Origin of the sequence: Actinocatenispora sera (genome assembly GCF_018324685.1) — a bacterium.
Classification (GTDB): Bacteria; Actinomycetota; Actinomycetes; order Mycobacteriales; family Micromonosporaceae; genus Actinocatenispora; species Actinocatenispora sera.
Genome location: NZ_AP023354.1, coordinates 2,810,292 through 2,835,981, shown reverse-complemented (window position 1 = coordinate 2,835,981; position 25,690 = coordinate 2,810,292). Strand labels below are relative to the sequence as shown.

At 71.8% G+C, this 25,690-nt stretch carries 25 protein-coding genes; 15 read left to right on the top strand and 10 right to left on the bottom strand.

The features are described from left to right. The first annotated feature begins 34 nt into the window (after positions 1-34). Positions 35-208, top strand: coding sequence for a CsbD family protein (locus Asera_RS13570; protein WP_035298658.1), 174 nt, complete (start codon positions 35-37; stop codon positions 206-208). 83 nt (positions 209-291) lie between these two features. Here the strand turns inward: Asera_RS13570 and Asera_RS13565 are convergent, their stop codons facing one another. Then, complete coding sequence (locus Asera_RS13565) at positions 292-777, bottom strand: Lrp/AsnC family transcriptional regulator (protein ID WP_244843863.1); 486 nt, start codon at positions 775-777, stop codon at positions 292-294. A 120-nt stretch (positions 778-897) separates the two neighbouring features. Between Asera_RS13565 and Asera_RS13560 the strand changes: the two genes are divergently transcribed. Beyond that, entirely contained in the window at positions 898-1,317 is a 420-nt protein-coding gene (locus Asera_RS13560; RefSeq protein ID WP_030449568.1) for a DUF2000 domain-containing protein, read from the top strand. A gap of 128 nt (positions 1,318-1,445) precedes the next feature. Here Asera_RS13560 and Asera_RS13555 read toward each other — a convergent pair whose 3' ends face one another. Further along, on the bottom strand, positions 1,446-1,907 hold the full coding sequence (locus Asera_RS13555; RefSeq protein ID WP_051803021.1) for a zinc-binding dehydrogenase: 462 nt from the start codon (positions 1,905-1,907) through the stop codon (positions 1,446-1,448). Positions 1,908-1,918: 11 nt separating this feature from the next. On the opposite strand from Asera_RS13555, the gene Asera_RS13550 reads away from it, so the two are divergent. Next, positions 1,919-2,143 carry a winged helix-turn-helix transcriptional regulator gene (locus tag Asera_RS13550; RefSeq protein WP_342344445.1) on the top strand — a complete coding sequence of 75 codons (225 nt, stop codon included), beginning with the start codon at positions 1,919-1,921 and terminating at the stop codon, positions 2,141-2,143. Positions 2,144-2,349: 206 nt separating this feature from the next. Here the strand turns inward: Asera_RS13550 and Asera_RS13545 are convergent, their stop codons facing one another. Next, positions 2,350-4,323, bottom strand: a complete 1,974-nt coding sequence (locus tag Asera_RS13545) for an outer membrane protein assembly factor BamB family protein (RefSeq protein ID WP_084132793.1) — start codon at positions 4,321-4,323, stop codon at positions 2,350-2,352. Between the two features lie 187 nt (positions 4,324-4,510). Here Asera_RS13545 and Asera_RS13540 point away from each other — a divergent pair, with 187 nt between their 5' ends. Next, on the top strand, positions 4,511-5,548 hold the full coding sequence (locus tag Asera_RS13540; protein ID WP_030449564.1) for a LacI family DNA-binding transcriptional regulator: 1,038 nt from the start codon (positions 4,511-4,513) through the stop codon (positions 5,546-5,548). A 26-nt stretch (positions 5,549-5,574) separates the two neighbouring features. Here the strand turns inward: Asera_RS13540 and Asera_RS13535 are convergent, their stop codons facing one another. After that, a complete protein-coding gene (locus Asera_RS13535; RefSeq protein WP_030449563.1) occupies positions 5,575-6,435 on the bottom strand; it encodes a universal stress protein in 861 nt (286 codons plus the stop codon). A gap of 494 nt (positions 6,436-6,929) precedes the next feature. Here Asera_RS13535 and Asera_RS13530 point away from each other — a divergent pair, with 494 nt between their 5' ends. The 4 genes from Asera_RS13530 (at position 6,930) to Asera_RS13515 (ending at position 12,978) form a co-directional block, all read left to right on the top strand. Beyond that, the gene (locus Asera_RS13530) at positions 6,930-8,765 is read left to right on the top strand and encodes a glycoside hydrolase family 15 protein (RefSeq protein ID WP_030449562.1); all 1,836 of its coding nucleotides are present in this window, start codon (positions 6,930-6,932) and stop codon (positions 8,763-8,765) included. Further along, positions 8,762-10,120, top strand: a complete 1,359-nt coding sequence (locus Asera_RS13525; RefSeq protein WP_030449561.1) for a glucose-6-phosphate dehydrogenase — start codon at positions 8,762-8,764, stop codon at positions 10,118-10,120. Before Asera_RS13530 ends, Asera_RS13525 begins: the two co-directional genes overlap by 4 nt. Before the next feature lie 72 nt (positions 10,121-10,192). Beyond that, complete coding sequence (ilvD, locus tag Asera_RS13520; RefSeq protein WP_030449560.1) at positions 10,193-11,932, top strand: dihydroxy-acid dehydratase; 1,740 nt, start codon at positions 10,193-10,195, stop codon at positions 11,930-11,932. Between the two features lie 32 nt (positions 11,933-11,964). Next, positions 11,965-12,978, top strand: coding sequence for a C-terminal binding protein (locus Asera_RS13515; RefSeq protein WP_030449559.1), 1,014 nt, complete (start codon positions 11,965-11,967; stop codon positions 12,976-12,978). A 125-nt stretch (positions 12,979-13,103) separates the two neighbouring features. Here the strand turns inward: Asera_RS13515 and Asera_RS13510 are convergent, their stop codons facing one another. From Asera_RS13510 to Asera_RS13500, 3 genes are all read right to left on the bottom strand, one after another. After that, positions 13,104-14,393, bottom strand: a complete 1,290-nt coding sequence (locus Asera_RS13510) for a phospholipase D-like domain-containing protein (RefSeq protein ID WP_051803018.1) — start codon at positions 14,391-14,393, stop codon at positions 13,104-13,106. A gap of 164 nt (positions 14,394-14,557) precedes the next feature. Beyond that, positions 14,558-14,965, bottom strand: a complete 408-nt coding sequence (locus Asera_RS13505; protein ID WP_030449557.1) for a VOC family protein — start codon at positions 14,963-14,965, stop codon at positions 14,558-14,560. Continuing rightward, positions 14,962-15,546, bottom strand: coding sequence for a dihydrofolate reductase family protein (locus Asera_RS13500; RefSeq protein ID WP_030449556.1), 585 nt, complete (start codon positions 15,544-15,546; stop codon positions 14,962-14,964). The genes Asera_RS13505 and Asera_RS13500 overlap by 4 nt, the downstream gene beginning before the upstream one ends. 222 nt (positions 15,547-15,768) lie before the next feature. Here Asera_RS13500 and Asera_RS13495 point away from each other — a divergent pair, with 222 nt between their 5' ends. After that, positions 15,769-17,277, top strand: a complete 1,509-nt coding sequence (locus Asera_RS13495) for a DUF4246 domain-containing protein (RefSeq protein ID WP_030449555.1) — start codon at positions 15,769-15,771, stop codon at positions 17,275-17,277. Positions 17,278-17,495: 218 nt separating this feature from the next. On the opposite strand, the gene Asera_RS13490 is transcribed toward Asera_RS13495, so the two are convergent. After that, a complete protein-coding gene (locus Asera_RS13490) occupies positions 17,496-17,678 on the bottom strand; it encodes a tautomerase family protein (RefSeq protein ID WP_030449554.1) in 183 nt (60 codons plus the stop codon). A gap of 252 nt (positions 17,679-17,930) precedes the next feature. On the opposite strand from Asera_RS13490, the gene Asera_RS13485 reads away from it, so the two are divergent. From Asera_RS13485 to Asera_RS13475, 3 genes are all read left to right on the top strand, one after another. Further along, the gene (locus Asera_RS13485) at positions 17,931-18,410 is read left to right on the top strand and encodes a MarR family winged helix-turn-helix transcriptional regulator (RefSeq protein WP_244843862.1); all 480 of its coding nucleotides are present in this window, start codon (positions 17,931-17,933) and stop codon (positions 18,408-18,410) included. Positions 18,411-18,507: 97 nt separating this feature from the next. Beyond that, the gene (locus Asera_RS13480) at positions 18,508-18,954 is read left to right on the top strand and encodes an SgcJ/EcaC family oxidoreductase (protein WP_030449552.1); all 447 of its coding nucleotides are present in this window, start codon (positions 18,508-18,510) and stop codon (positions 18,952-18,954) included. Then, positions 18,951-19,565, top strand: a complete 615-nt coding sequence (locus Asera_RS13475) for an NAD(P)-dependent oxidoreductase (RefSeq protein WP_051803017.1) — start codon at positions 18,951-18,953, stop codon at positions 19,563-19,565. Before Asera_RS13480 ends, Asera_RS13475 begins: the two co-directional genes overlap by 4 nt. A 265-nt stretch (positions 19,566-19,830) precedes the next feature. On the opposite strand, the gene Asera_RS13470 is transcribed toward Asera_RS13475, so the two are convergent. Both Asera_RS13470 and Asera_RS13465 read right to left on the bottom strand, forming a co-directional pair. Then, positions 19,831-21,114: an FG-GAP repeat domain-containing protein gene (locus Asera_RS13470; RefSeq protein WP_211255790.1), complete on the bottom strand. Its 1,284-nt coding sequence runs from the start codon at positions 21,112-21,114 to the stop codon at positions 19,831-19,833. 82 nt (positions 21,115-21,196) lie between these two features. Beyond that, entirely contained in the window at positions 21,197-22,540 is a 1,344-nt protein-coding gene (locus tag Asera_RS13465) for an FG-GAP-like repeat-containing protein (RefSeq protein ID WP_211255789.1), read from the bottom strand. Positions 22,541-22,717: 177 nt separating this feature from the next. On the opposite strand from Asera_RS13465, the gene Asera_RS13460 reads away from it, so the two are divergent. The 3 genes from Asera_RS13460 to Asera_RS13450 are packed head-to-tail and all read left to right on the top strand — an operon-like array spanning position 22,718 to position 25,627. Next, complete coding sequence (locus Asera_RS13460; RefSeq protein ID WP_211255788.1) at positions 22,718-23,899, top strand: sensor histidine kinase; 1,182 nt, start codon at positions 22,718-22,720, stop codon at positions 23,897-23,899. Then, the gene (locus Asera_RS13455) at positions 23,892-24,992 is read left to right on the top strand and encodes a hypothetical protein (protein ID WP_157035177.1); all 1,101 of its coding nucleotides are present in this window, start codon (positions 23,892-23,894) and stop codon (positions 24,990-24,992) included. The genes Asera_RS13460 and Asera_RS13455 overlap by 8 nt, the downstream gene beginning before the upstream one ends. Beyond that, the gene (locus tag Asera_RS13450; RefSeq protein WP_030449547.1) at positions 24,971-25,627 is read left to right on the top strand and encodes a response regulator transcription factor; all 657 of its coding nucleotides are present in this window, start codon (positions 24,971-24,973) and stop codon (positions 25,625-25,627) included. Before Asera_RS13455 ends, Asera_RS13450 begins: the two co-directional genes overlap by 22 nt. Positions 25,628-25,690: the final 63 nt, after the last annotated feature.

Here is a 25,690-nt window from a genome sequence, read left to right as displayed (position 1 = left end):
GCCCGAGGACACGAGACCATGTGGGGGGTTTCTCATGGCCAGCGACGACAAGATGGCCAACAAGAAGGACGAGATGGCCGGTAAGGCGAAGGAGAAGCTCGGCGACGCCACCGACAACGAGCAGTGGCAGGCCGAGGGCAAGGGCAAGAAGGCCAAGGGCGACATCAAGCAGGCGGGCGAGAAGATCAAGGACGCCTTCCGCGACTGACGCGGGTCGCGCCAACCGACCGGGCACGGGCCGGCCGCAGCATGCCACCAGCGTGCGGCGGCCGGCCCGGTGCGTACCTCGGTTCACGCATCGCGGCCGACCGGCAAGGGAAGGACGACCGGGCGGCGGACGTGGCTGAAGATCACCGAGGTGCGCACGTGCACGATCTCGCGCCGTTGGGTGAGCCGGTCCAGGATGAACGCGCTGAGCTGCTCGTTGTCGGCGACCGCGACGTGCAGCAGGAAGTCGTCGTTGCCGGCCATGACGAAGTACGACAGCACCTCGGGCAGGCTCGCCACGAACGCCTGGAACGACTCGATCACCGCGCGGTCCGGCGGGCGCAGCTGCACGGCGACCATGGCCTGGGTGCCGCGGCCGAGCTTTCCCAGGTCCACCTCGGCATGCTGGCCGCGCAGGATGCCGCGCCTGCTCAGCCGGCGGATGCGTTCCAGGCAGGTGGACTGTGCCACGTGCAGGCGGGCCGCCAGTTCCTTGTTGCTGAGCCGGCCGTCCTGCTGCAGGAGCGTCAGCAAGGCCGTATCCAGTTCGTCCAACCCCGTCCCAGGCACCGGTCCTCCGTGAATGATTCGAAGTTTCTACCACCAGGCCAAATCCGACACGGATTCTAGTCGAAACTTCCGCAGGCCTTGCTACGTTGGGCGTCGTTGACGGCGACGGAGGAGAGACACGTGGCAGGACGGCTCGGAGACAAGTGCGCGATCGTGGTCAGCGACGAGCTGCCGACCGGGCTCGCGGTCAATGCGGCGAGCGTGCTCGCCGCGACCCTGGGACACCGCGTGGAGGGGCTCATCGGGGCGGACGTGAAGGATGCCGACGGCGTCGTGCACGCCGGCATCATCCACATCCCGCTGCCGATCCTGACCGCGCCGAGCGACCGGGTACGCACCATCGTGCAGGCGGCGGCAGCCCAGGACGAGACGTTCCTCGTCAACTTCAGCGCGCTGGCCCAGAGCTGCCGCACCTACGACGAGTACGCCGAGAAGATGACCGCCACCGCGACCGCCGATCTGGCCAGCGTCGGCATCGGCCTGTACGGCCCTCGCAAGCAGATCGACAAGCTCGTCGGCGCACTCCCCCTGTTCCGCTGACACCGGCCCGGCCCGGACCGGCTCCGCCCCGCGCCCGGCAGCGCCGCGGGCGACGAGTCGGTTCGACTCGCTGCCGGTCGTCGAGCGCCGTCCGGTGGCGCCGCCTGGGCTGATCGGGCGCCCGGGGACTAACCGAGCACGATTGCGAGCTTGCCCTGTACGTGGCCGCCGTCGAGCAGCTCGTGCGCCGCGACCGCCTGGTCCAGGGGGAAGGTTCGCTGCACGTGGACCCGCAGCTTTCCCTGTTCGGCGAGGTCGGCCAGGTGCTGCAGCGCCACCGGGTCGGGGTCCACGGCGACACCGGCGAAGCGCGTACCGGCGGCCCGAGCCTTGGCAGCCAGCTCGCGGTTGGTGCGATCGACCGCGGTCACCAGAAGCCCGCCGGAACGAAGCACCCGCAGGGACCGTTCCCCGTAGTCGCCGCCCACCGTGTCGAGCACCACGTCAACATCCTTGGCGGCTTCGGTGAAGTCGCGCTGCCGGTAGTCGATGGTCTCGTCGGCACCCAGCTCGGCGACGAACTCCCGCTTGTCGGCGCTGACCGTGGTGATCACGTGCGCGCCGCGCCACTTGGCCAGCTGGATCGCCACGTGCCCCACCCATCATCGGCGGGATCTCCCGCAAGATGCTGACCCAGACGCTGCGCCGGCTCGCCGGCCACGGCCTGGTCGACCGCCGTGCCTACGCCGAGGTACCCCCACGGGTCGAGTACCGGCTCACCGCGCTCGGCACCACGCTCATCCCCGCGATCGAACTGCTCACCAGCTGGGCCGAGCACAACGGTACGGCGATCCTCGACGCGGTCGAGGCGGGTCTGTCCGCGTAACGGCTGGCGGCTGGGTGGCCGGGCGGCCGGGCGGCTGACAATCCCAGAATCCGCCTGCGCCGCAACGCATCCGCCCGCGCAACCCGGTCTCGCCACCTGGCGACGCCAGCCGCCGACTCCCCCACCCAGTGGGAACTTCCGGCCACGGGTGGGGGGAGCCGGCGACGCCGCGGATCCGCTGCGCCGTCGAGGAAAGGGGCGCAGGCTCAGGACCGGTCGAGCCGGTACAGCTCGCTGCCCCGTCCGAAGTAGATGGTGCCGTCGGAACCCATCGTCCACACGTCGTCGGCGTCGGTGACCAGGGTCTGCACCGATCCGGTGGTGGTGTCGACGCAGGCGATCGTGGCGCGGAAGTTGCCGCACAGCGATCCGTCCGGCGCGAAGGCAAGGTGCACGCTGCGCCAGACGTGGTCCACGTTCCAGTCGAACGGCACGATCTCGATGGTGCGCAGCACCGCATGGCTGGCCGGGTCGAACTCGAACAGCGTGCCCGAGGTGCCGCCCCACAGGTGCCCGTCCGGCCCGACGACGAGATTGGTGATCGCCTTCTCGCCCGGAAGCGGCACCCCCTCCCAGACCTTGGTACCGGTGGCGGGATCGAAGACGAACAGTTTCGCCTCGGTCTGCGTCGGGGTCGAACCGAGGCCGCCCCAGACGCTGGTGCCGCCGTAGATCAGGCCGCCGGTGTAGGCGAGCGCGGACACGCTCTGGTCCGGCACCACGTTGCGGTACACGTTCTTGGTGCCGGTGGCCGGATCGACCAGGGCGAGGGCGCCGCCGAGCTGCCCGTACTCGGGGATCGTGCCGACGGCGAGCCGGTCGCCCGCGCCGGTGATGGCGAACGGCCGGTCCTGGTGCTCGGAGGTCAGCGCGGTGAACTCGCGGGGATTGCTGCCCTTGACGACCGGCGACGACGGGTCGAGCTCGTACAGGTGGGCGCCGGGGTACACGCCGGCGTAGATCTTGCCGCGCCAGGTGCCGAACCCTTCGACCTGGCCGATCACCGGGTTCTCCTGGAACGTTCCGGTGGCCGGGTCGTAGCCGGTCAGCCCGCCGCTGGGGTAGGCGCTGGCATAGATCGTGCCGTCCGGGCCGGTGTGCAGGGTCTGCAGCTGCGCCGGCCGCCCCTGTACCTCCGTGGACACCACCTTCGACGCGCCGGTGGCCGGGTTGTAGTACGTCAGGTGTGCGCTGATGTCGGCGGTGACGAGCGTCCGGCCGGGGAACTCGCTCGTACCCAGGTGGGTCCAGCCGAAGCCGCGAGCGGTGCCCATGCCGGCCAGTCCGGTCGCGCGTACCGCACCGGTGCGCAGGTTGTAGGAGGTCAGCCGGCCGTCGCTCGCCACGTAGTAGACGTTGCCGGCCGAGTCGGCCGGTGAGGCGTCGACACCCTTGCCGGTACCGAGGTCGGCCACCCACCGGCCGGTGCCGAGGTCGTAGACGAGCATCCGGTTGCTGTTGGCCAGCCGGGCGACAAGGTGCCCGCGCGCGACGTTGAGGTCGTAGACGAAGGTCTCCGAGCGGTACTGCTCGGGCAGCGGGATCTCTTGCCGCGCACCGGTTTCGATGTCGACCTGGACCAGTTTCGCGGTCGTGCCGAGACCGGCGTAGACCTTCCCGCGCGCCACCGCGACGCTGCGCACGTACTGCTCGCCCGCCGCCACCTGACCGTAGTCGCGCAGCCGGCCGGTGACATGGTCGTAGGAGTAGAGCTTCCCGCCGGGATAGGTGCCGACGAAGACCCGGCGCCCGTCGGTCGCCGCACGCCAGGCGGTCGTCTCGCCCGGCAGCGGTACGCCGAGGTCCTCGACGTGGTCCGCGCCCGGCCGGTACCGGAACAGCTTGGCGTCGGCCGCGATGTACGCGGTGCCGTCGTCGACGACCGCGCCGCCCCAGGAGCCGGCCGCGCCGGGCAGTTCGAAGCTGGCCGTCAACCTGCCGGTAGCGGTGTCGACGACGTTGAGCGCACCCGGGTTTCCGCGGGTGACCAGGTAGCCGTAGTCGTGGCCGTCTGGGCCCGAGCCGAAGACGGCTCCGTACACGGCGAGGTTGTGCAGTGGCTCGCCCAGCGCCGTGACCGTGGCCCCACCCGTATCGGCCCGGGCCGGAATTGCTCCGATGGACAGTACGGCGGCGGTTGCCGCGATGATGCCGACTGCTCTTCGTAGTAGACCACGCATGATGCACTCCGTCTCGCTGGGCGGCAGGTTTCGGCGCAACCGTAATTACGGGTGGGTGTGCCGTCAATGGCCGACCTCGACCGGTGGGTCCGGTCCTTCGGCGCGCCGTTGACAACCCCGGAGGGGTGCGACTAGGTTTCGTTGGAACCGGTTCCGGAACCGGTTCCGGAGACCTCGCGGAGGATCGATGGCCCGGGTGACGATCGCTCAGGTCGCCGCGGCGGCCGGGGTGTCGAAGGCGACCGCATCGCGAGCGCTCAACGACCATCCGGACGTCGGTGCGGGCGCCGTCGAACGGGTCCGCGCCGCGGCCCGCAGCCTCGGCTTCGTCCCGAGCGCCAGCGCCGTGCGGCTGGCCCGGGGCAGTCAACGCACCGTCGGACTGCTGGTCTCCTCGTTGGCGTGGCCGTGGATGCTCCAGGTGCTGGGCGGTGTCGCGGCCGAGGCCGAGGCCCGGGACTTCACGCTCGTGCTGCACACCCTGTCGCGCGGCGAGAGGTCGCTGACCTCGTTCCTGCATCAGGTGGAGGGCAACGCGATCGACGGCATCGTGGCGATCGAGCCACCCGGCGGGCTGACCGAGCTGACCGAGCTGCACCAGCGGCGCGGCTTCCCGATCGTGATGATCGACGACCGGGTCCGCCGCCCGCGCTTCCCGTCGGTGGCCACCACCAACGAGCGCGGCGGCTACGACGTGGCCCGGCATCTCGCCGAGACCGGCGCGCGCCGGATCGGTGTGATCACCGGCCCACCGCAGTACACGTTCTGCGCCGAACGCGATCGCGGCTGGCGGCGCGCGCTGACCGAGCATGGCATCGAGCTGCGCGACGATCTGGTCCTGCGCACCGACATGAGCGATCGCCAGTCCTACGACGCGGCCGGCGAACTGCTGGCCCGTGAACCCCGGCTCGACGCGGTACTCGCGGTCGGCGACGTGGTCGCGCTCGCCGTGCTGCGAAGGCTGCGCGAGACCGGCGTGCGGGTACCCGACGACATCGCGGTCGTGGGCTTCGACGACATCCCGGCCGCGGCGCTGGCCGTGCCGCCGCTGACGACCGTACGGCAACCGATGTACGCCATGGGCCAGGCGGCGGTGCGCCTTCTCATCGACCTGATCGGCGGTGCCGCCCTGCCCGACGAGCCGCTGATCACCCCGACGCAGCTGATCGTCCGGGAGTCCTCGGCCCGGCGCGGCACCCGGGAGAGCGTTCTCGCCGTCGAGTGAGCAACGGCGTTCGATCCGGCCTCGGGTCAGGGACGGACGACGGCGACCGGGCAGCGCGCCCGGTACAGCAGCGAGCGGCTGGTCGAGCCCAGCAGCATCCCGGTGAATCCGCCGCGCCCGCGCGAGCCCACCACCAGCAGCCGCGCCCCCTCGGCCTGCTCACCCAGCTGGGCAACCGGCGACCCGTACCCGAGCACCGGGCGTACCGGCACGTCCGGATGCTTCGAGCGCCCCTCGGCCAGGGACTCCTCCAGCAGGCGCCGTTCCTGCTCGGCCATCTCGTCGACGTCGAGGACCAGTGCGACCCGGTTGGGGCCGTCGAGCCCCGACGCCAGCCAGGCGCGTACCGCGACGAGCTCGGTACGGCGCCGGTCCGCCTCCTCGAACGCCACCGCCACGGCCCGCTGCGACGCCGCGGAGCCGTCCGTGCCCACCACTACCGGGCCGCCGGCGGCCGGTTCGTCCGGGACCACCACGACGGTGCCGCTGGCGTAGGTGGCCACCCGGTCGCTGACCGATCCGAGCAGCATCCCGGCCAGCGCGCCGCGGCCGCGCTGCCCGACGACCGTCAGGCTCGCCTCGGCACTGCCCTCGACCAGCGCCTTCGCCGGCTCCTGCTCGACGAGGTCGGCGTGCACCGAAACGTCGGGGAACTCGGCCCGCACCGCATCGGCCTGCTCGGTCAGCCGATCCCGGGCGTCGTGCTGCAGGACGGCGAGATCGGGTAGCTGGCTGCGGGGAATCACCGAGTACAGCTGGATCGGCGAGACGAACGCGGTCAGGATCCGCAGCGGCGAGCCCCGCAGCGCGGCCTCCGCCGCCGCCCACCGAACGGCTCGCCGGCTCGGCGGCGAGCCGTCCAGGCCGACCAGGATCGGATCCGTCATCGCGATCACCCCGATGTCCAGCGCCGCCAGCGCGCCCCGGCTCGGGCGGTGCCCGGCCCCTCCCAGATGGTCGCCCGTGCCGGCGCACGCCGCGGGAGATCCGAAATCTTTCCGGATGTCGGTGATCTGCTCGCCGTCCGGCGCCGGTGGCGAACCGGACGATCGCCGTGGCGGGTACGCAACCGGGCTCAGCCGAACGTGCGTGACGGCGCGAGAGCGATCCGCCTCGCGCCCGCGTCGACCCGCGTCGACCCGAACCGGCCCGCGTGGGCCCGCATCGACGGTACGGCTCCGGCGGCGGGGACACCGCCCGTGATCCGGCCCGCGTCGACGGTACGGCTCCGGCGGCGGGGCGGCCGCCAGTGGTCTGCACGTATCGCCACGGGGCGGCAAACGTCCGGTCTAGGCTTCCTGTCGGGAAGGAGCCGACTCCCCGGGCACCGACCGGATGTTCATCGTGGTGCAGCCAGGCGATCGCGGCGTGGAGGCGAGCGATGCTTGATCCCGATCCGGACTTTCGCACGATCCGGCGACGCGACGGATACCTGCCGCTGGAGGACCTCGGCCTGATCGGCGACGGCGCGAGCGCCGCACTGGTCGGGCTGGACGGGTCGATCCCCTGGCTGTGCCTGCCGAGCTTCGGCTCCGACCCGCTGTTCTGCGGACTGCTCGATCACGCCCGCGGTGGGCACTTCACCGTTGCGCCGGAAGGCATCCGCCGGGCCCGGCAGTGGTACGAGCCCGACACGGCGGTGCTGGTCACCGAGATGCTCACCGACACCGGGCGGGTGCGTGTCACCGACGCGCTGGCGCTGCGTCCGGGCGCGGATCTCAGCGACGACGCGCCGGCCCAGCGCGCCGAGCTGGTGCGCTCCGCGGTCGTCACCGACGGCGAGGTACGTCTTCGCCTCGATGTGCGGCCCCGCGGCGGCGCCCACGTCCGGACCCTGTTCAGTGGCCTGGAACTGGGCGTACCGGGGCGCCCGGAGCTGCGCCTGCACCTGCGGTCCAGCCGGCCGCTGGACGGCCTGACCGCCGCCTACGACCTGCATCAGGGCGACCGGCTCGATCTGGTGCTGTCCTGGCGCCGGTACCACCGCCACCACCGGTTCGACGCCGAGACGATGCTGCGCGACACGGCCGAGGCGTGGCGGCGCTGGATGCGCCGGTTCCACTACGACGGGCCGCAGGAGCCGACGGTGCGCCGCGCCGCGATCACCCTGAAGCTGTGCGACGACTGGGTGAACGGCTCGCTGGTCGCCGCGCCCACCTCCTCGCTGCCCGCGCCGATCGGCGGCGTGCGCAACTGGGACTACCGGTACGTGTGGATCCGGGACGCGTCGTTCGCCGTGTTCGCGTTGCGCCGCATCGGTTTCGCCGACGAGGCCGACGCGTTCCTCGGCTGGGTGCTGGATGCGTTCGAGCAGAGCCGGGTGCCGCGCATCATGTATGCGCTGTCCGGCGAGCCGGTGCCCGACGAGGTCGAGGACGCCCAGCTGGAGGGCTACCGCCGCTCCGCCCCGGTACGGTGGGGCAACGGCGCCGCCGACCAGCGCCAGCACGACGTGTACGGCGAGGTACTGGACTGCGCGGACCAGTGGATGCGGGCCGGCGGCGACCTGGAGCCGGCGCTGTGGGGCGGGCTGGCCGGCCTCGCCGACCTCGCGAGCGAGGCGTGGCGCCACCCCGACCAGGGCATCTGGGAGGTGCGCAGCGAGGGGCGGGTGTTCACCTACTCGGCGGCGATGTGTCAGGTCGCGCTCGACCGGGCCGCGACCATCGGGGAACGGCTCGGCCTGCCGGGTCCGGTGGCGGGCTGGCGGGCGGCCGCGGACAAGCTTCGCCAGACGATCCTGGACCAGTCGTGGGACGAGGGGGCCGGTACCTTTCGCGAGCATCTGGACGGCACCGGCGGCCTGGATGCGAGCCTGCTCGCGCTGCCGCTGCGGCTGGTGCTGCCGGCCGACCACCCGCGGATGGTGGCCACCACCGCCACGATCGCCGAGCGGCTGTCGGCCGGCGGCGGGCTGCTCTACCGCTACCTGCACGAGCAGTCCACCGACGGGATCCCCGGCGACGAGGGCGCGTTCCTGCTGTGCAGCTTCTGGCTGGTGGACAACCTGGTCGGCCAGGGCCGCCTCGAGGAGGCGGAGCAGCTGTACGCCTCGCTGTGCGAGCGGGCGAGCCCGCTGGGCCTGCTGTCCGAGCAGATCCACCCGACGACCGGTGAGTTCATGGGCAACTTCCCGCAGGCGTTCAGCCACATCGGCGTCATCGCCAGCGGGGTGAACCTGGCGCGGGCCCGGCATCGCAAGGCGGCCGGCGGATGATCGACCGCCTCGTCGTCTTCGGCGGCACCGGCGACCTCAACGCCCGGTACCTGCTGCCCGGGCTCGCGGCGCTGCGCGCGGCCGGGCACCTGGGCGACCGGTTCCGCCTCACCTGCGCCGATCGCAGCGAGACGAGCACCGAGCAGTTCCGCGAGTGGGCCGCCGCGCAACTGGACCGGTACGGCGGCGCCACGCCGGTCGAGGCGCGGCAGGCGGTCGTGGCGGCGGCCGACTTCCGCCGCTGCGACGTCACCGACGCCGACAGCGTCGCCGCCCTGGTGGCCGGCGGCGGCCCGGTCGCCGCCTACCTGGCCCTGCCGCCGGGGCTGTTCGCCACCGCGGTGACCGCGCTGAGCCGGGCCGGCCTGCCGCCGGACAGCCGGATCGTCCTGGAGAAGCCGTTCGGCGAGCACCTGGCCGACGCGGTGGAACTCAACCGGCTGCTCGCCGACGTGCTGCCCGAGGAGGCGGTGTTCCGGGTGGACCACTTCCTCGCGATGTCCACTGTGGAGAACATCCTCGGTGCCCGGCTCGCCAACCGGGTGTTCGAGCCGCTGTGGAACAGCACCCACATCGCCGAGGTGGACATCGTCTGGGACGAGCGGCTCACGCTGGCGGGCCGGGCCGGCTACTACGACCGGGCCGGCGCGCTCAAGGACATGGTGCAGAACCACCTGCTCCAGCTGCTGTGCCTGGTAGCGATGGAGCCGCCGATCAGCCTCGGCGAGCGCGACCTGCGCGACCGCAAGGTGGACGTGCTGCGCACGATCCGGCCGTTCACCGCGGCCGACGTCGCGCGCCGTACCCGCCGCGGCCGGTATGTGGCCGGCCGAATCGGCGACCGCGACGTGCCCGCCTACGTCGACGAGGACGGCGTCGAACCGGACCGCCGGACCGAGACGTTCGCGCAGATCGAGCTGGAGCTGGACAGCTGGCGGTGGTCGGGCACGACGTTTCGGCTGCGCACCGGCAAGGCGCTGGGCGCCGACCGGATGGAGGTCGCCGTGCGCTTCCGGCCGGTACCGCACCTGCCGTTCGGCCACGACGGCCGGGTGGGGCCGAACCTGCTGCGTTTCGGCCTGGCGCCGGAGGACATGACGCTGGATCTCACCGGTACCGGATCGGCGGCCCGTACCTTCGCCCCGGTACGGCTGGCCGCCCGGATGCCGCCGCCCGACCTGCCGCCGTACGGGCGGGTGCTGCTCGACGTGCTCACCGGCGATCCGGTCCTGTCGATCCGCGGCGACGAGGCCGAGGAGTCCTGGCGCGTGGTGGAGCCGATCCTCGCGGCATGGTCGGCGGACAATGTGCCGCTGTACGAGTACCCGGCCGGCTCCGACGGGCCGGCTTCCTGACCGTACGGCCGATCCGGCGATCTTCGCCGGCCGGCGGGCGCGGTCCGGCGACGGAAGAGAGGCTTCGAGGCGATGGACGAGGACCGCCCCCAGCTGCGCAGCCAACGGCTGCGGCTGCTCAACCACCAGGGCGACGCGCTGCGGCTGGGCATGAACTGGACCGAGGAGGACCTCGGCAAGCCGCAGGTGCTGGTGGACAGCGCCTACGGGATGGGCCACCCGGGCACGTTCCACTTCCGGGAGCTGGTCGAGGAGGTCAGCAACGGGGTGTACGAGGCGGGCGGCAAGCCCGGCGTGTTCACCGTCAGCGACATCTGCGACGGGGTCGTGCAGGCCACCAGCGGGATGAGCTACTCGCTGATCTCCCGCGACATCATGGCCGCGATGGTGGAGATCCACGCGCTCGGTCACCCGCACGACGGGATGGTGCTGGTTTCCGGCAACGACAAGTCGGTACCGGCGCACCTGCTCGCGATCGCCCGGTGCAACCTGCCCGCCATCCACCTGCCCGGCGGTACCCAGCTGAACGCGCCCGACTACGTGACCTCCAACCAGATGTGGGACATGGGTGCCGCGGTGGAACGTGGCGAGCTGGCGCGCGAGGACCTGCACAGCGCCCAGCGCGGCGCCTGCCCCACCTGCGGTGCCTGCCAGTTCATGGGCAGCGCCAGTACCGGGCAGGTGCTCGCCGAGGCGCTCGGGCTGGCGCTGCCCGGCTCGGCGCTGGTGCCGGCGCCGCTGACCAAGCTGCTGCGCTACGCCCGCGCCACCGGCAAGCAGCTGGTCGACCTGATCCGGCGCAACCTGACCCCGCGGGAGATCCTGACCCGGGAGGCGTTCGAGAACGCGGTCGTGCTGCACGCGGCGATCGGCGGCTCCACCAACGCGCTGCTGCACCTGCCGGTGATCGCCCGGGAGGCCGGCATCGACCTCACCGTCGACGACTTCGACCGGATCCACCGCCGGGTACCGGTGCTCGCCAACGTCAAGACCACCGGCCGCTATCCCGTCGAGTACTTCTGGTACGCCGGCGGGGTTCCCGCGGTGATGCTGGAGCTGCGCGAGATGCTGCACCTGGACTGCCTGACCGTCACCGGCAAGACGCTCGGCGAGAACCTGGACGAGATCGAGCGCGACCCGTACTTCTTCCGCGAGCGGCTGGGCTACCTGAACAACTACCAGATCGACCGGGACGAGATCATCCGGCCGCGGTCCGATCCGTTCGCCAACGACGGCGGGCTCGCCATCCTGTACGGCAACCTGGCGCCGGACGGCGCGATGATCAAGACGTTCTCGGTACCGAAGCAGATGCACACGCACGTCGGTCCGGCCCGGGTCTTCGACTTCGAGGACGAGGCGGTGCACGCGCTGCTGCAGCGCCAGATCTCGCCCGGCGACGTGCTGGTCATCCGGTACGAGGGGCCGCGCGCCAACGGCATGCCGGAGATGTACTACGCCGCCACGATCCTGTCCGCCGACCCGGCGCTGAACACCACCACCGCGATCGTCACCGACGGGCGCTACTCCGGCGCCATGAAGGGCCCGTGCGTCGGGCACGTCGCCCCGGAGGCGATCGAGGGCGGCGCCATCGCGCTGATACAGGACGGCGACCTCGTCGAGATCGACATCCCGGAACGGCGGCTGGCGATCGTCGGCGTCGACCGGGAGCGCCGCCCGGCCGAACAGATCGACGCCGTCCTCGCCGAACGGCGGGCCATCTGGCGGCCGCCGGCGCCGCGACACGAGAAAGGCATCCTCTCGCTGTACTCGCGCGTGGCCGGCAGCAGCCGCGACGGCGCGGCGATGACCTGAGCCAGCCCACCGAGCGCGGAAGGTGACCGAGCATGACCGAGCAGGAACCGCTCACCGTCGTGGTGGCCGACCACGACTTCGGTGAGGTGGACATCGAACGCGCCATCATCGAACGCGCCGGCTTCCGGCTGGTCGCCGCCGACTGCAAGACCGAGGACGACGTGATCGCCGTCGCCCGGGACGCCGACGCGCTCTTCGCCCAGTACGCCACGGTCGGCCCCCGCGCCATCGCCGCGTTCACCCGCGGCCGGGTGATCGCCCGGTACGGCACCGGCGTGGACATCGTCGACGTGGATGCGGCCACCCGGCACGGGATCCTGGTCACCAACGTGCCGAACGACTGGTGCCGGGACGAGGTCGCCGACCACGCCATGGCGCTGCTGCTCGCCGCCACCCGACGGGTCGCCACGTACGACCGGGCCACCCGGGCCGGGGTCTGGCGCTGGCAGTCGGGCGAGCCGATCCACCGGATGCAGGGCCGGCTGCTCGGGCTGCTGTCGTTCGGTGCGATCGCACAGGCGATCGCGGTTCGGGCGCGTGCGTTCGGGATGGGTGTCGTGGCGCACGACCCGTACCTGTCGGCCGAGGAGGTGACCGCGCACGGCGCGACCCCGGTGTCGTTCGACGAGCTGCTCGACCAGGCGGACTACCTGGTGGTGCAGGCGCCCCTCACCGACCAGACCCACCACCTGATCGGCGAGGCGGAGCTGCGCCGGATGAAGTCGACGCTGATCCTCGTCAACACCGCGCGCGGCCCGATCGTGCGCGACGACGCCCTGTACCGGGCGCTGAGCGAGGGTTGGATCGCCGGGGCGGGCCTCGACGACCTCGAGGAGGAGCCCAGCAAGCAGCGGGACTGGACGCCGAGCAACCCGCTGTTCGGCCTGGACAACGTGATCGTCACGCCGCACGCCGCGTACTACTCCGAGGAGGCGATGCGCACCGTCCGCGAGTTCGCCGCGCACGAGGTGGTTCGGGTACTCACCGGCCAGGCACCGCTGTCACCGGTCAACGCCGACGAGCTCGCCGCCACCGATCGGCGCTGACCAGCGGGCCGCGGGCCGGTACCGCCGGCCTGCGGGCCGATACCGCCGGCCCACGGACACCGTGTGGGCCCCGGCTGCACGCCCGCGGACGTCGTGCGGACCTCGGCCGCACGCGGCCGGGCGGGCTACTTGACGATGCCGCCGTTGGCTCGGCAGGTGTCGCGCACGTGCCAGAAGTCGGCGAGGTACTCGTCGTGGTCGTCCTGGTCGAGGACGCGCAGCATCGCCTCGTCGGCCTGGCGCAGCTCACCCCAGGCGAGGTTGGGGCTGCCGGTCCACAGGTGCGCGCCGGGGTCGCCGGTGATGCCGCCGTTGATCAGCAGGTACTTCGAATGCACCCGGATGCGCCGCCCGCCGGTGGTGTAGTCGCACTGGGTGACCTGAAGGTTCTTGGCCGCGTTCAGGGCGGCGTGGGCGCCGGTACTCACGTTGCTGTAGACCACGTCCACCCAGCAGCCGGCCTGCGCCAGCGTGTTGAGTTGCTGCGCGACGTCGGTGCGGTCCAGCGCCCAGTTGGCGACGCGGACCAGCGTCTGGTGCTTCGACCCGTCCGGGTTGGTGTGCGTGCAGGCCACCGACCGCAGGATGTTGTAGACGGTGTCGCTGGACGAGTCGGTGAAGCTGGCACCGGCCGGCTCGTGGCGCGGGAAGAAGAACACCCGGTACCTGGTGCCGGTACCGGAGTCGCGGTAGTAGTCGTTGTCGCCGGTGCTGCTGTGCCGGTAGTCGCGCAAATCGTCGAAGTACTGGTGGTAGTAGTCGTAGGTGCGCGGGTCGGTGTAGGTGAAGGCGTTGTTGTAGGCGTTCTGGGAGTCCCAGGTGCCGATGTTGGCCGACGCCTGGTAGACCACGTCGGACACCGTGCCCGACGACAGCGTCACCTGCGAGAACAGCGCGAACTTGTTGTGGTTGTAGGCGTGGGTGGGCGTGCTGGTGCCCGGCCACAGGTACTGGCGGGTGCCGATGCAGCCGCGGTCGGGTCCCTCGGGGAACTGGTCCTTGCAGTCGACCAGGTACGACGGGGCCGTGTCGTCGCTGCCCAGCGCGGCGCGCAGGGTGTCGACCGGGGCGTTGGCCGCCGAGGCGTGGTCGACGATGACGCGGACGTGCACGCCCCGCTGGTAGGCCGCGACCAGGTCGGCGGCGAGATCCGGTGCGCCGGCACCGTCCACGACGTCGAAGCCGTAGGTGGTCAGCTCGATGTCCTGGCCCGCCGGTACCCGTTCGATCAGCCCGGCCAGCTGGGTGAACACGGCGTCCTGCGCGGTGGCCGAGCCGGCCGGGTCGTTGAACACCGCGTGCCCGATCACCGGCTCCGGGGTGGCGGCCGAGGCGGCGCTCGACGGGATGGTGCCCGCCGGCAGGGCAACCAACGCGGTGACCGCCAGGGCGACACCGAACGATCGACGAGGCATGTGCCCTCCCCTGCCGCGGCAGCGGTTGCGAATCTCCGCTACGAAAGTTCTTTAGCGCGCACAGGTTCATTATGAAGACATACTTCACCAAAGGGAACAGCTCGGTACGATGAAGACGATCGACTCCCGCCACGCCGTGGTGGCCCCCGGCTCCCGCGGCGAGCTCAGAACTCGGCGGTGAGGCCGTCGGGGCTGTTCGGCGGCCACTCCACCAGCTCGATCCGGTACCCGTCCGGATCGGTGAGCCACGAGGTCTTCGGACCGTCCGGGCCACCCGGATACTCGATCGGGCCCGGCTCCAGCCCGGCCCCGGTCAGCCGCTCCAGCGTGTCGGCCAGCGTGTCCACCTCGATCGCCAGGTGGTCGAAACCGCTGCCCACCTCGACCGGTCCGGCACCGGCACGGTGCACCACTTCGAGCGAGGCCGACGCCTCGTCCGGGAATTTGAGGATGACCAGCCGGCTGCCGTCGCCGAGGTCGACCCGGCCCAGCTCGGCGTAGCCGAGGGCACCGTAGAAGGCGAGCGAGCGGTCCAGATCGCTGACGCGGTAGCTGACGAACAGCGTTCTCATGCCGTCTCCCCCGGCCGGCGCACCCGGTAGCGCAGGTGCGTGACATCTCGATCGTCGAGGCGCCGGAGGAGGTCGAGTTCGATGTGCCCGCCACCACGATGGTCGAACAGCCGGCGGCCACCCCCGAGCAGCACCTGAACCAGGTGGATCTCCATCTCGTCGAGGTGTCCGGCCCGCAGCAACGACTGCGCCGCGCTCGCCCCATGGACCAGCACCGGCCGATCCCCGGCGGCCGCGCGAGCCTGAGCCGCGCAGTCGTCGACGCCGGTGACGAACCGAGCGTGGCCGGGCGGCACGTCCCCGTCATCCACCTGGTGCGTCAGGACGAGGATCGGCACACCCCCGTGATGGTCGCCCTGCCAGCGGCCGGCGAGTTCGAAGGTCCGCCGGCCGGAGATCACCGCGCCGGTCGCCAGCGCCTCGCGGTACACCTGGCCGCTCGGGCCATCGGAGTTCCGGTCGTCGAGCCAGTCGAACAGGCGACCACCGTCGCGCCCGAGCTCCTGGCCGGGCCGATCGTCGGGGCCGGCGATGTAGCCGTCCAACGACATCGACATGTACAACCGAATCGGACCGCTCATCCCGGCCTCCCTCTCCACTCCATACCCCGGGATCCTCCGCCTCTCGTCGCGTCGAGGCGAGGGGTACGCAGTGAAGACTCGAACCAGCACCAGGACTCATCGCTCCCTCGCGCCCGCGGCCGATCGGCTGGAGGCAGCCGTTCTCGCCCGCCGCGGCGCCGCGCTGTCGGTGGGTTGCCGTAGGCTTCCCGCCGCCACGGAACCCACCGGGAGGAACCGCAGTTGACCGGCCTGTCCGCTTTCCCGCTGCCCTTTCACGCGTCCCGCTCCGCAGCGTTCGCCACGCCCCGCACACTGCGCGAGCTGCAGATGCTGCAGTGCAGCGCGCACATCCGGGAAAAGCCCGGGTGGTACGACAAGATGCACGACCCCGAGATCGCCGCCCGGTGGACGCGGGAGGCGATCGACCAGGGCATGACCGAGGCGCAGGTGCACTACGTCCTTGCCGAGCTCGCGCACTACGCCGCGCTGCGCGATGCGGGCACCGGCGCCGAGGTGTCCGCCGTCGACGGCGTCTGGCAGTCCGACACCCTGATCGACGCCGAGCTGACCGCTCGGCTGCGCGCGGCGGTCCGGGTGCTGGAACAGGTACCCGAAGCGGAGCAGGACTGGCATCCCGGATCCGGCGGCCAGGTGCTCGACCTGGTGCACCCCTCGCTGTTCTGCCTGGTGAAGGGGGTGAGTGGCGCGCCCGAGCGGGCGTGGCAGAACCCGACCGACCACTACTCGCGGTACGAGTTCTCCGAGCAGTTCCAGTGGCTGCCCACCGACGTCGAGGTCAGCCCGGACGGCGAGGTCAGCTTCCGCTCGTACGTCAACAACGTCCACCCGGAGCGGCATCGCGACCTCGCCGCGGTACTGCCGGAGTTGTTCGCGCGGATGCGGCCGCTGCTGGAGAACGTGCTCACCGACCTGCGTCATCCGCGGCCGCTGCGGATCGAGGCCGATCCGTACGAGTGGTACGACTCGGAGCCGGAATGCCCGGACCGGTCCGCCTTCAGCGACGACGAGGCCTACAAGCAGGCCGTGGACGCATGGCACGTGGCCCAGGACGACTGGTGGGAGAACCGTCGCCCCGTCGTCCCGGACGCACCGGTGTTCACCGCCCCCGAGATCCCCGACCCGTCCGCCCGGGTCGATCTGCGCGGCCGCCGTCTCCAGGTCATCGTCAAACTCGCCACCATCCATCTCACCCCCGACAAGCCCGAGTACCCCGGCGGCTCCTGGCATGTGGAGGGCATGCTGAACGAGCGGATCGTCTCGACCGGCATCTACTACTGGGACAGCGAGAACATCACCGAGAGCCGGCTGAGTTTCCGGGCCGCCGTGGACGACCCGGAGTACGAGCAGAACGACGACGGCGGCCTGCGGGAGGTCTACGGCCTGGAAGACGAGGACGCGCTGAACCAGCTGCTGGGCTCGGCAGTCACCCCGGCGGGGCGCTGCCTGGCGTTCCCGAACGTCCTGCAGCACCGGGTCGGCTCGTTTCGCCTCGTCGACCCCACCCGCCCCGGGCACCGCAAGATTCTCGTGTTCTTCCTGATCGACCCGTCCGCGCCGATCGTGTCGACCTCCGACGTGCCGCCGCAGCAGCCATGGTCGGACAGCTCGACCATGACGCTGGAACAGGCCAAGGGCTACCGTGAGCAACTCATGCGGGAACGCAAGTTCTTCGTCGACGAGCACAACGAGCAGCTCTACGAACGCCAGTTCTCCCTGTGCGAGCACTGAGCCGCCGCCCGCGGCGGGACACCGCGCCGAGAAGAGGCGTCTCCGTGGCGTACCAACGGAAAGCGTTTCCTCTCCGTACCGATCGGTGCCGGCCGGGGGGGTAGCGTCGCGGGGCCGCGGGCCCGTACCGAGCGGTGCCGGCCGGGGCCGGTTGCGTCGTGGCGGCCGGGTGGCGTCGTGCCGGCCGTCCCGGCGGTGGGCGAAGCCACCCGCGCCGACTACTTGTCGGAGAGGAGCTTGCCGCCCGCGGCATACCGGTCGGCCGGGAACTCCTCGATCCAGACGTGCACGGCCTCGGCCGGCGTCTGGCACGCGTCGACGAACGCCTCGGTGATGCGGCGCACGAGGTCGCGAGTGGCCTCCGGCGACTTGGGCAGCTGCTGGACGATCACGTTGGGCATGCCGAACTCCTCGAATCTTCTCGTCGGCACCGGTTCCCGGTGCCGACGAGAAGTCCACCAGAACCCGATGCGCGCACCAAGGCCCAGCCTGCGATGGTTGCGATCACGACCGGTGATCAATGTCGGGCCGCCGCGTCCCACGAAACCCGCAGGTCAGTGCGGCCGGGTCCTGAGCAGCCGGGCCCGCGGGGCTCGCATACTGGGCGGAGCATGGCCGCGGATCGTTGCGGCGGTACGAGGGAGCGTGGTCGGGTGGCGGGCGCAGCGCGAGGAGCCGAGGGCGGTACGCCGGACATCGGTGAGCTGCTCGGGCGGGAGCTGAGCACGGCGGTGGTGATGTTCCACGAGGCGGTGGCGGCCCGCCGGGGGCTGACCGCGACCGAGAACAAGGCGCTGGACCTGCTCACCCGCCGCGGACCGGTCACCTCCGGCGAGCTGGCGCGGGGCCTGGGGCTGACGCCGGGGGCGGTGACCGGGCTGGTCGACCGGCTCGCCCGCGCCGGGTACGCGCGGCGGGTGGCGGATGCCGCCGACCGGAGGAAGACGCTCGTGCTGGCCGACGCGGAACGGCTCGAGCGGGAGCTGCGGCCGGCGTTCGCGCCGCTGAGCGAGGCCGTCGAGGACCTGACCCGCAGGTACACCCCGGAGCAGTTGGAGGCGATCGGCGACTTCCTCGCCGGCGTCACGCAGATCCTGCGGGACCAGACGACCCGGCTTACCGGCGACGGCTGACCGTCGCTCGCGGCGTACTCCCTTCCGGGGACGACCCTCGGCCAGTTGGTTTAGTGTGCTAAATTATTTAGAGAGCTAAACCAAATGGGGAGGGATCATGATCGACACGCTCACCGACGTGCAGCGCACCCTGTCGCGGGTCGCCGACGCCTGGGCGGCCGGCGACCCGGACGCGTACGCGGCACTGTTCACCGACGACGCGGACTACACGGCGTTCGACGGCACCCGGATGACCGGCCGCCGGGCCATCGCCGACGGCCACCGCGCGCTGTTCGCCGGGATCATGCGCAACTCGCGGATGACCATGCCCACGCCCGACATCCGGCTTGTCGCCCCCGACGTCGCCGTCGCCTGCGCGCTCGGCGGCATCATCATGTCCTGGCAGCGCCGCCGCACCCGCCCCTCCGCGAAACGCCTGTCGTCGGTCACCTACGTGCTGGTCCGCCACGACGACACCTGGCAGGTCACCGCGTTCCAGAACACCCGGTACCGGCCCTGGTCGCGCACGCTGTTCGGCCGGCTGATGACCCGGAGCGGCAAGTGAGGATCACCGTTCTCGGCTCCACCGGGCGCACCGGTCGCCTGGTCGTCGCCGACGCCATCCGCCGCGGCCACCTCGTCACCGCGTTCACCCGCCGGCCCGACACGATGCCGGACACCCTCAGCCCGGAGTCGGTCGTGGCCGGCGACGGGCGCGACCCCCAGGCGGTTCGCTCCGCGCTCGCCGGCGCCGACGCGGTCATCGCCGTGGTCGCCGCCGCCACCCGCAAGGGCCCGCACCACACCGCCGAGGTGGCCCGCGTCGTCACCGCGGCGATGGCCGACACGGGGGTACGCCGGGTCGCCTTCACCAGCGCCTACCCCATCGTGTCGGACCGGCCGCGGGTGCCCGTGGCGATCCTGCGGAGGATGCTCGCCGACGCCTACGCCGACACCGCCCGGATGGAACGCGTGCTGGCCGCCACCGACCTCGACTGGACGGTCGTGCGGCTCAACCGCCTGCTCGACAAGCCCGCCCGCGGCAACGTCCAGATCTCCCGCGACCTGCTCGACCGGCCGCGCTCGATCACCCGCGCCGACGCCGCCGCCACCCTGGTCGACACCGTCGAAACCGGCACGTACGCCCGCAGCGCCATCAACATCGCCGGCAGGTGAGCGCAGCACGACGTCCGCTCGGCGCGGCGGTGGATTCGTGCGTTGCTCCGCCCGGCGTGCCCGGTGTCTGCCGCCGGATCCGGAACGCACCCGGGCGAGCCGACGGTGTTGTCGGCGACATCGACGCACCTGGGTGGGCCGACAGCGCCATCAGCATGCGGGCCGGCTGACCGCGGGCGCACCGGGGACCGCAGCCGACCTGAGGGGATCTGACCGTCGATGAAGACGGCCGGAGGTCGGGGCGGCGCCGGTGCGCCCACGGGGATCAGAGGACGAACGTGCAGGTGCCGAAGCCGTGACCGAGCTGCACCCGGGTACCGAAACCGTTGCCACTGTGCGGGTAGTACCACAGGTAACCCGAGGCATCGACGGCGAGTACGTCGGCGTGCCCGTCCCCGCTGAAGTCCGCGGCGAAGACGGAGGTGAAGGTCTGGAACCCGTGCCCGATCTCGACGCGAGAGCTGAGCCCGTTGCCGTTGTGCGGGTAGTACCAGAGCTTCCCAGCCGAGTCGACGCCGAGGATGTCGGCGTGGCCGTCACCGCTCCAGTCGGCGGCGGTCACCTGACGAAACGTCGACCAACCATGCCCGATCTTGACCGGGGAGCTGAGCCCGTTTCCGTTGTGCGGGTAGTAGAGCAGGTCACCCGCGGCGTTGACACCGAGCACGTCGGCGTGCCCGTCACCGCTCCAGTCGGCGGCCATCACCTGCTGGAACGACGACCAACCATGCCCGATCTTGACCGGGGAGCTGAGCCCGTTTCCGTTGTGTGCGTAGTACAGCAGGTCACCGGCCGCGTTGACACCGAGCACGTCGGCGGAGCCGTCGCCGCTCCAGTCCGCGGCGGTCACGAACCGGAAGCTTCCCCACCCGGGGCCGATCTTGGTGTTGCCGCTCAGCTTCAGCCCGTTGTTCGGGTAGTAGTGCAGCTCGCCGTTGTCCCACACCGCAAGGACGTCGGCGTAGCCGTCACCGCTGAAGTCCGAGACGTGGTCGCTCAGCGCCCGCTTCACCCGGGCGATCAGCGCGCCGGCCGCGCTCTGCGCCTGGTCGTAGCGATCCGGATAGGCCGAGACCTGCACCTTCTGGGCCACCTGGCCGGCCGACAGCCCCGGATAGGCGGCCGCGACGTTGATGGCACGGGTGAAGAACGAGTTCGAGGCGTACGCGACGTTCATGATCTGTGCGGCGGTGCCCCAGCCCTGGGAGGGCCGCTGCTGGAACACGCCGAGCGAGTCGCGGTCGCCGCACGGCAGGTTGTTCATGTTCGACTCGACCAGGCCGGCCTCGAACCCGGCGAGCATGACCTTGCTGCTGGCGCCGAGCTGGCGACCGACCCGATAGACGGTCTTGGCGACCGCCAGGTCGGGGTTCGGCGGGATGTAGTCGCAGTTCTGCGGGACCACGACGTAGCTCGGCAGGCGGGTGCTCGTGCCGGCCGGGGTAGCCGACGCCGCCGTGCTCGACAGCGCCACCACCGCGGCCGCGGCCAGTCCCAGGCCGCTGCGCCGGGCCCATCTTCGCCAGCCTCCAGATCCGGTGCGGAACATACGGTTCTCCTTTCCTCGTGCCCAGGCCGACCCCGTCGAACAACGGGGCCGGCGCCGTTCGCAGCGCGCTCGTCCGCCGGAGTCAGAGAACGAACGTGCAGGTGCCGAATCCGTGACCGAGCTGCACCCGAGCACCGAAACCGTTGCCGCTGTGCGGGTAGTACCAGAGGTTGCCCGCCGCGTCGACGGCGAGGACGTCGGCGTGCCCGTCCCCGCTGAAGTCCGCAGCGAAGACGGAGGTGAAGGTCTGGAACCCGTGCCCGATCTGCACCGGAGAGCTGAGCCCGTTGCCGTTGTGCGGGTAGTACAGCAGGTCGCCGGCGGCGTTGACACCGAGCACGTCCGCGTGCCCGTCGCCGCTCCAGTCGGCCGCCATCACCTGACGAAACGACGACCACCCGTGCCCGATCTGCACCGGCGATCCCAGCCCGCTTCCGTTGTGCGGGTAGTACAGCAGGTCACCAGCGGCGTTGACGCCCAACACGTCGGCGTGCCCGTCGCCGCTCCAGTCCGCGGCCAGCACGTGCTGGAACGACGACCACCCATGGCCGATCTGGACCGGGGAACTGAGCCCGTTGCCGTTGTGCGGGTAGTAGAGCAGGTCACCGGCGGCGTTGACACCGAGCACGTCGGCGGCGCCGTCGCCGCTCCAGTCCGCGGCGGTGACGAACCGGAACGAGCCCCACCCGTGGCCGAGCAGGCTGCTGCCGCTCAGTTTCAGCCCGTTGTTCGGGTAGTAGTGCAGCTCGCCGTTGTCCCACACCGCAAGGACGTCGGCGTAGCCGTCGCCGCTCCAGTCGCCGATCGGTTCCTGCGACCACGGCCCGGTACGCACGTACTCCCAGTGCCACGGCTCGCCGGCCGCCTGCCCGGTCGCCCAACTCCAGCCGTAGGCGGCGGCGTGGCTCTGCAGCCACGAGAACTGGTTGCCGGCCAGGGCGAGGTCGACCGCGAGCGCCCAGCCGTGATTGGAGGTGCCGGGATAGGCGGCGACGTTGCCCTGCCCCGACTGGTAGAGGTTCCAGTAGTACCACTGGGTGGCGAGATCGCGGTAGCCCTCGTTGATCGCGAGCGTGCCGCCGGTCTGCGCGTGGTACGCGGACTGCATCCGGCTCATGGAGATCGCCGCGTCGCGCCGCAGGTACAGGTTGGTCCCGTCGGCGCTGCGACCCAGGTAGGTCATCGCCGACGCGGGGATCTGCCCGTTGGAGTACCCGCCCCACGCGCCGACGTGCGGCGAGATGGTCGACGGTTCGGCCGGGGCGGCCGCCGCGGCGGCCGGCACGACCAGTGCCGCTGCTGCCGCCACTACCAGCGCGGCGATCCGGAGCGGCCAGGCCCTCCGGTGCGTGTCTCGCACGTCGTCTCCTCTCGTGGTGGAGTACGGGTCGGCGCCGACCGCGAAGTGTGCCCAGAATGTAGACACTCCGTGCCAGCCCGGCATCGGGCGTTCGACCGACGATCCACGACGAGGCTCCGGCACCCGGGCGGGTTTCGATCCACGAGTTCCCCTGAACCGCCGGCGGTAAAGTTCTCCGCCCTCGATGCGTTCGCGGATCGCGCCGGCGCAGCGCGCCGCCGGGCCCGAAGGAGCGGTGATCGGATGCCCACGCTGCCGGCCAGCTGGCGCGCCGCCGGCGCCGGCCGGCGCCGGGATACGGCGACTGGCGGGACGAGCGACGTGCGCTACCGCACCGTCGAGACGGCGTTCCTCGCCGCGGCGCGCCGGCTCGCCGGACCGGTACGCGGCGTGGGTGTGGCCCTGATCAGCGCGTTCGGCCTGCTCACGATGCCAAGCCAGGCGTTGCCCGCGGGGCTCGCGGTGTTCGGGCTGGTGCTGGTGGGCTCCGCGGTCGACTGCTGGGTCGGGTTCTCCGGCCGGGCGGCGCCGCTCGCGCTCGCGTTCGCCGTCGCCCGGGTCGTGGCGGTGTGCGTGATGCTGCAGTGCAGTGGCGCGCCACCGAACCCCTGGGCGCTCAACGTGCTGACCACCACGGCGATCACGCTGCAGTGGGAGTGGCCGGCACCCGTCGCCGCGCCGGTGACGGCGGGTCTGCTCGCCGTCGATCTGGCCGTACTCGGCACCGGCGACGCCGGCTCGCTCGTGCCGCGGCTGCTGTTCGAGTGCGTACTGGCACGCCTGGGGTTCCTGCTGCTGTTGCGCTCGAGCCGGCGCACCGACGAGGTACGGGAACACCGCTCGGCGCTGGCCCGTGCCGAGGCGCTGGCGCGAGCCCGGCACCAGCGGCAACGCGAGTACCTTGCGCTGCTGCACGACACCGCGTCGTCGACCTTCCTCCAGATCGCGGTGCGCGGCGACAGCGATCCGGCGCAGGTCGCCCGGTACGCGCGGCACGATCTGGCGATACTCACCGGTGCGGCGGGCACGCCCGCCGGCAGCGACAGCGCGGTGGATCTCGCCGCGTCGCTGCACGCCGTGGTGGCCCGCAGCCGGCTGGCGATCGAGCTGCGGCGGCAGGGCGAGGCGCTGGTGCCCGCGTCGGTGGCGCTCGCCCTGCTGCGCGCGGTGCGCGAGGGCCTGGCGAACGTCGAACGGCACGCGCACGTCGACGCCGCCACCCTCACCGTACGCACCGAGCAAGACCTGGTGGCGGTGACGGTGCGGGATGCGGGCGCGGGGTTCGCCCCCGACGAGGTGCCCCGATCCTGCCGGGGAATCCGCGGTTCGATCGTCGAGCGGATGCGCGCCGTCGGCGGCGACGCGACCGTGATCTCGGCGCCCGGCAACGGGACCACCATCCGGCTGGTGTGGCCCGGTGGATGACGATCCGGCCGCAGGCGGCAACGTGCACGCGACGATGCGGGTCGCGTTGTGGTTCGTCACCGCGGTCCTGCTGGTCGGGTTGTCGCTGCGGCCGGTGCTGGAGCAGCGCTACCGGTACCACTGGCTCGCGGTCGCCGCGTTCGTCGCCCTGGCCTGCGTCACCGCGGCCGGCGGCGGCTGGGTGCTGCGCCGCCGCCCGTTGCCCGGCGCGGTCACCGCGGCCGGGACCGCCGTGACGCTGGCCGCCGGGTACTGCGCGACCAGCGCGCTCACCGCCGGCGAGCACTTCGGCGCGGCGGACTGGTCCTTCGGCCTGGTCGAGTGGTACCTGCTGTTGCTGCTGCTCGACCGCGTTCCGCTGCTCCTCGCGGCGCTGGGCACGCACCTGGCGCTGAGTGTCGGACTGTTCCTGGCTGCCGGCCAACCGGATCGCGTCGAGATCGGTGCGGTCGGCATCGTCGTACTCGGCAGCGCCACCGTTCAGCTGTCGGTCGTGGTGATCGCCCGGGCGCTGGCGCGCAGTACCCGGCGCACGAGCGCGGCGATCGCCGACCGCGACCGGATGCAGACCCAGCTGCTGCTGGCCGAGCAGTGGGAACGCGGGCAGCGCAACGACTTCGCCGGCCAGCTGGGCCTGACGCTGCCGCTGCTGGCGGAGCTGGCAGACGGGCTGGCGGACCCGCGCGAGTCCGAGACCCGGCGCCGCTGCGCGCTGGCCGCCACCCAGCTGCGCAGGCTGTTCGCCGAGAACGACGAGTCGCCGGACCCGCTGGTACACGAGATCACCGCCTGCATCGACATCGCCGAGCGACGCGGCGTCGTGGTGTCGCTGGCCGTCAGCGGCACCGCGGTGGCCGTACCGACCGCAGTACGGCACGAGCTGACCGGGCCGGTGGTGGCGGCGTTGTCGGTGGCCCGCAACCGTGCCAGGGTGAGCGTGCTGCGCACCACCGAGGAGGTCCGGGTCGCCGTGGTGACCGACGCCGGCGCTGCCGGCACGGCCCCACCCGGCTCGATGCACGTCGAGGTCGAGTGCGGCAGCTACGGTCAGGACGGGCGAATGGAGGCCAGGTGGCGCAGGGCGAGCAGCTGACCGCGGTCATCGTCGACGACCACCCCGCGGTACGCGACGGGGTGACGCACTGGTTGGCGACGGGCAGCCCGCCGATCCGGGTGGTCGCCGCCGGCGACGACGTTCGCGTCGCGTGGCTCGGCGACGGCGCCACCGCCGACGTCGTCATCCTCGACCTCCACCTCGGCCGCCCCGCCCCCGCCATGGGTGAACTGCGCCGGCTCACCCAGGCCGGCCGCCGGGTCGTCGTGTACTCGATGCGCGCCGACGATGCGATCGCCTTGCAGTGTCTCGAGTTGGGCGCGTTGAGCTACCTGACGAAGGTCGAAGGATCCCAGCACCTCATCGACGCCACCGCGGCTGCCGCCGCCGGCCGCGCCTACACCCCGCCATCGCTGGCCGGGGCGCTGGCCGGCGACCGCTCCGGCAACCGGCCCGCGCTGTCGGCCCGGGAGACCGAGGTGCTCGTCGAGTGGTTCCAGTCGGAGTCGAAGGAGTTCGTCGCGCAGCGCCTGGGCATCTCCCCCAGCACCGTGAACACCCACCTCGAGCACATCCGGGTCAAGTACGCGATGCGCGGCCGGCAGGCCCCCACCAAGGCCGCGCTGGTCGCCCGGGCGATCCAGGACGGTCTGGTCCAACTCGACGACCTGTGACCGTTGCCCGGCGGCGTTTTCGGACAGCCTTCCGCCGGCGGGCGGCGGGCGGCGGGCGGCGGG

What these genes read in the sequence shown, in the direction of transcription:
- ilvD (WP_030449560.1), top strand. Translation starts at nt 10,193, where the DNA reads ATGGACGAGGACCGCCCCCAGCTGCGCAGCCAACGGCTGCGGCTGCTC.
- Asera_RS13535 (WP_030449563.1), bottom strand. Translation starts at nt 6,435, where the DNA reads ATGACGGATCCGATCCTGGTCGGCCTGGACGGCTCGCCGCCGAGCCGG.
- Asera_RS13510 (WP_051803018.1), bottom strand. Translation starts at nt 14,393, where the DNA reads ATGCCTCGTCGATCGTTCGGTGTCGCCCTGGCGGTCACCGCGTTGGTT.
- Asera_RS13460 (WP_211255788.1), top strand. Translation starts at nt 22,718, where the DNA reads ATGCCCACGCTGCCGGCCAGCTGGCGCGCCGCCGGCGCCGGCCGGCGC.
- Asera_RS13480 (WP_030449552.1), top strand. Translation starts at nt 18,508, where the DNA reads ATGATCGACACGCTCACCGACGTGCAGCGCACCCTGTCGCGGGTCGCC.
- Asera_RS13545 (WP_084132793.1), bottom strand. Translation starts at nt 4,323, where the DNA reads ATGCGTGGTCTACTACGAAGAGCAGTCGGCATCATCGCGGCAACCGCC.
- Asera_RS13570 (WP_035298658.1), top strand. Translation starts at nt 35, where the DNA reads ATGGCCAGCGACGACAAGATGGCCAACAAGAAGGACGAGATGGCCGGT.
- Asera_RS13490 (WP_030449554.1), bottom strand. Translation starts at nt 17,678, where the DNA reads ATGCCCAACGTGATCGTCCAGCAGCTGCCCAAGTCGCCGGAGGCCACT.
- Asera_RS13540 (WP_030449564.1), top strand. Translation starts at nt 4,511, where the DNA reads ATGGCCCGGGTGACGATCGCTCAGGTCGCCGCGGCGGCCGGGGTGTCG.
- Asera_RS13515 (WP_030449559.1), top strand. Translation starts at nt 11,965, where the DNA reads ATGACCGAGCAGGAACCGCTCACCGTCGTGGTGGCCGACCACGACTTC.
- Asera_RS13500 (WP_030449556.1), bottom strand. Translation starts at nt 15,546, where the DNA reads ATGAGCGGTCCGATTCGGTTGTACATGTCGATGTCGTTGGACGGCTAC.
- Asera_RS13505 (WP_030449557.1), bottom strand. Translation starts at nt 14,965, where the DNA reads ATGAGAACGCTGTTCGTCAGCTACCGCGTCAGCGATCTGGACCGCTCG.
- Asera_RS13525 (WP_030449561.1), top strand. Translation starts at nt 8,762, where the DNA reads ATGATCGACCGCCTCGTCGTCTTCGGCGGCACCGGCGACCTCAACGCC.
- Asera_RS13470 (WP_211255790.1), bottom strand. Translation starts at nt 21,114, where the DNA reads ATGTTCCGCACCGGATCTGGAGGCTGGCGAAGATGGGCCCGGCGCAGC.
- Asera_RS13530 (WP_030449562.1), top strand. Translation starts at nt 6,930, where the DNA reads ATGCTTGATCCCGATCCGGACTTTCGCACGATCCGGCGACGCGACGGA.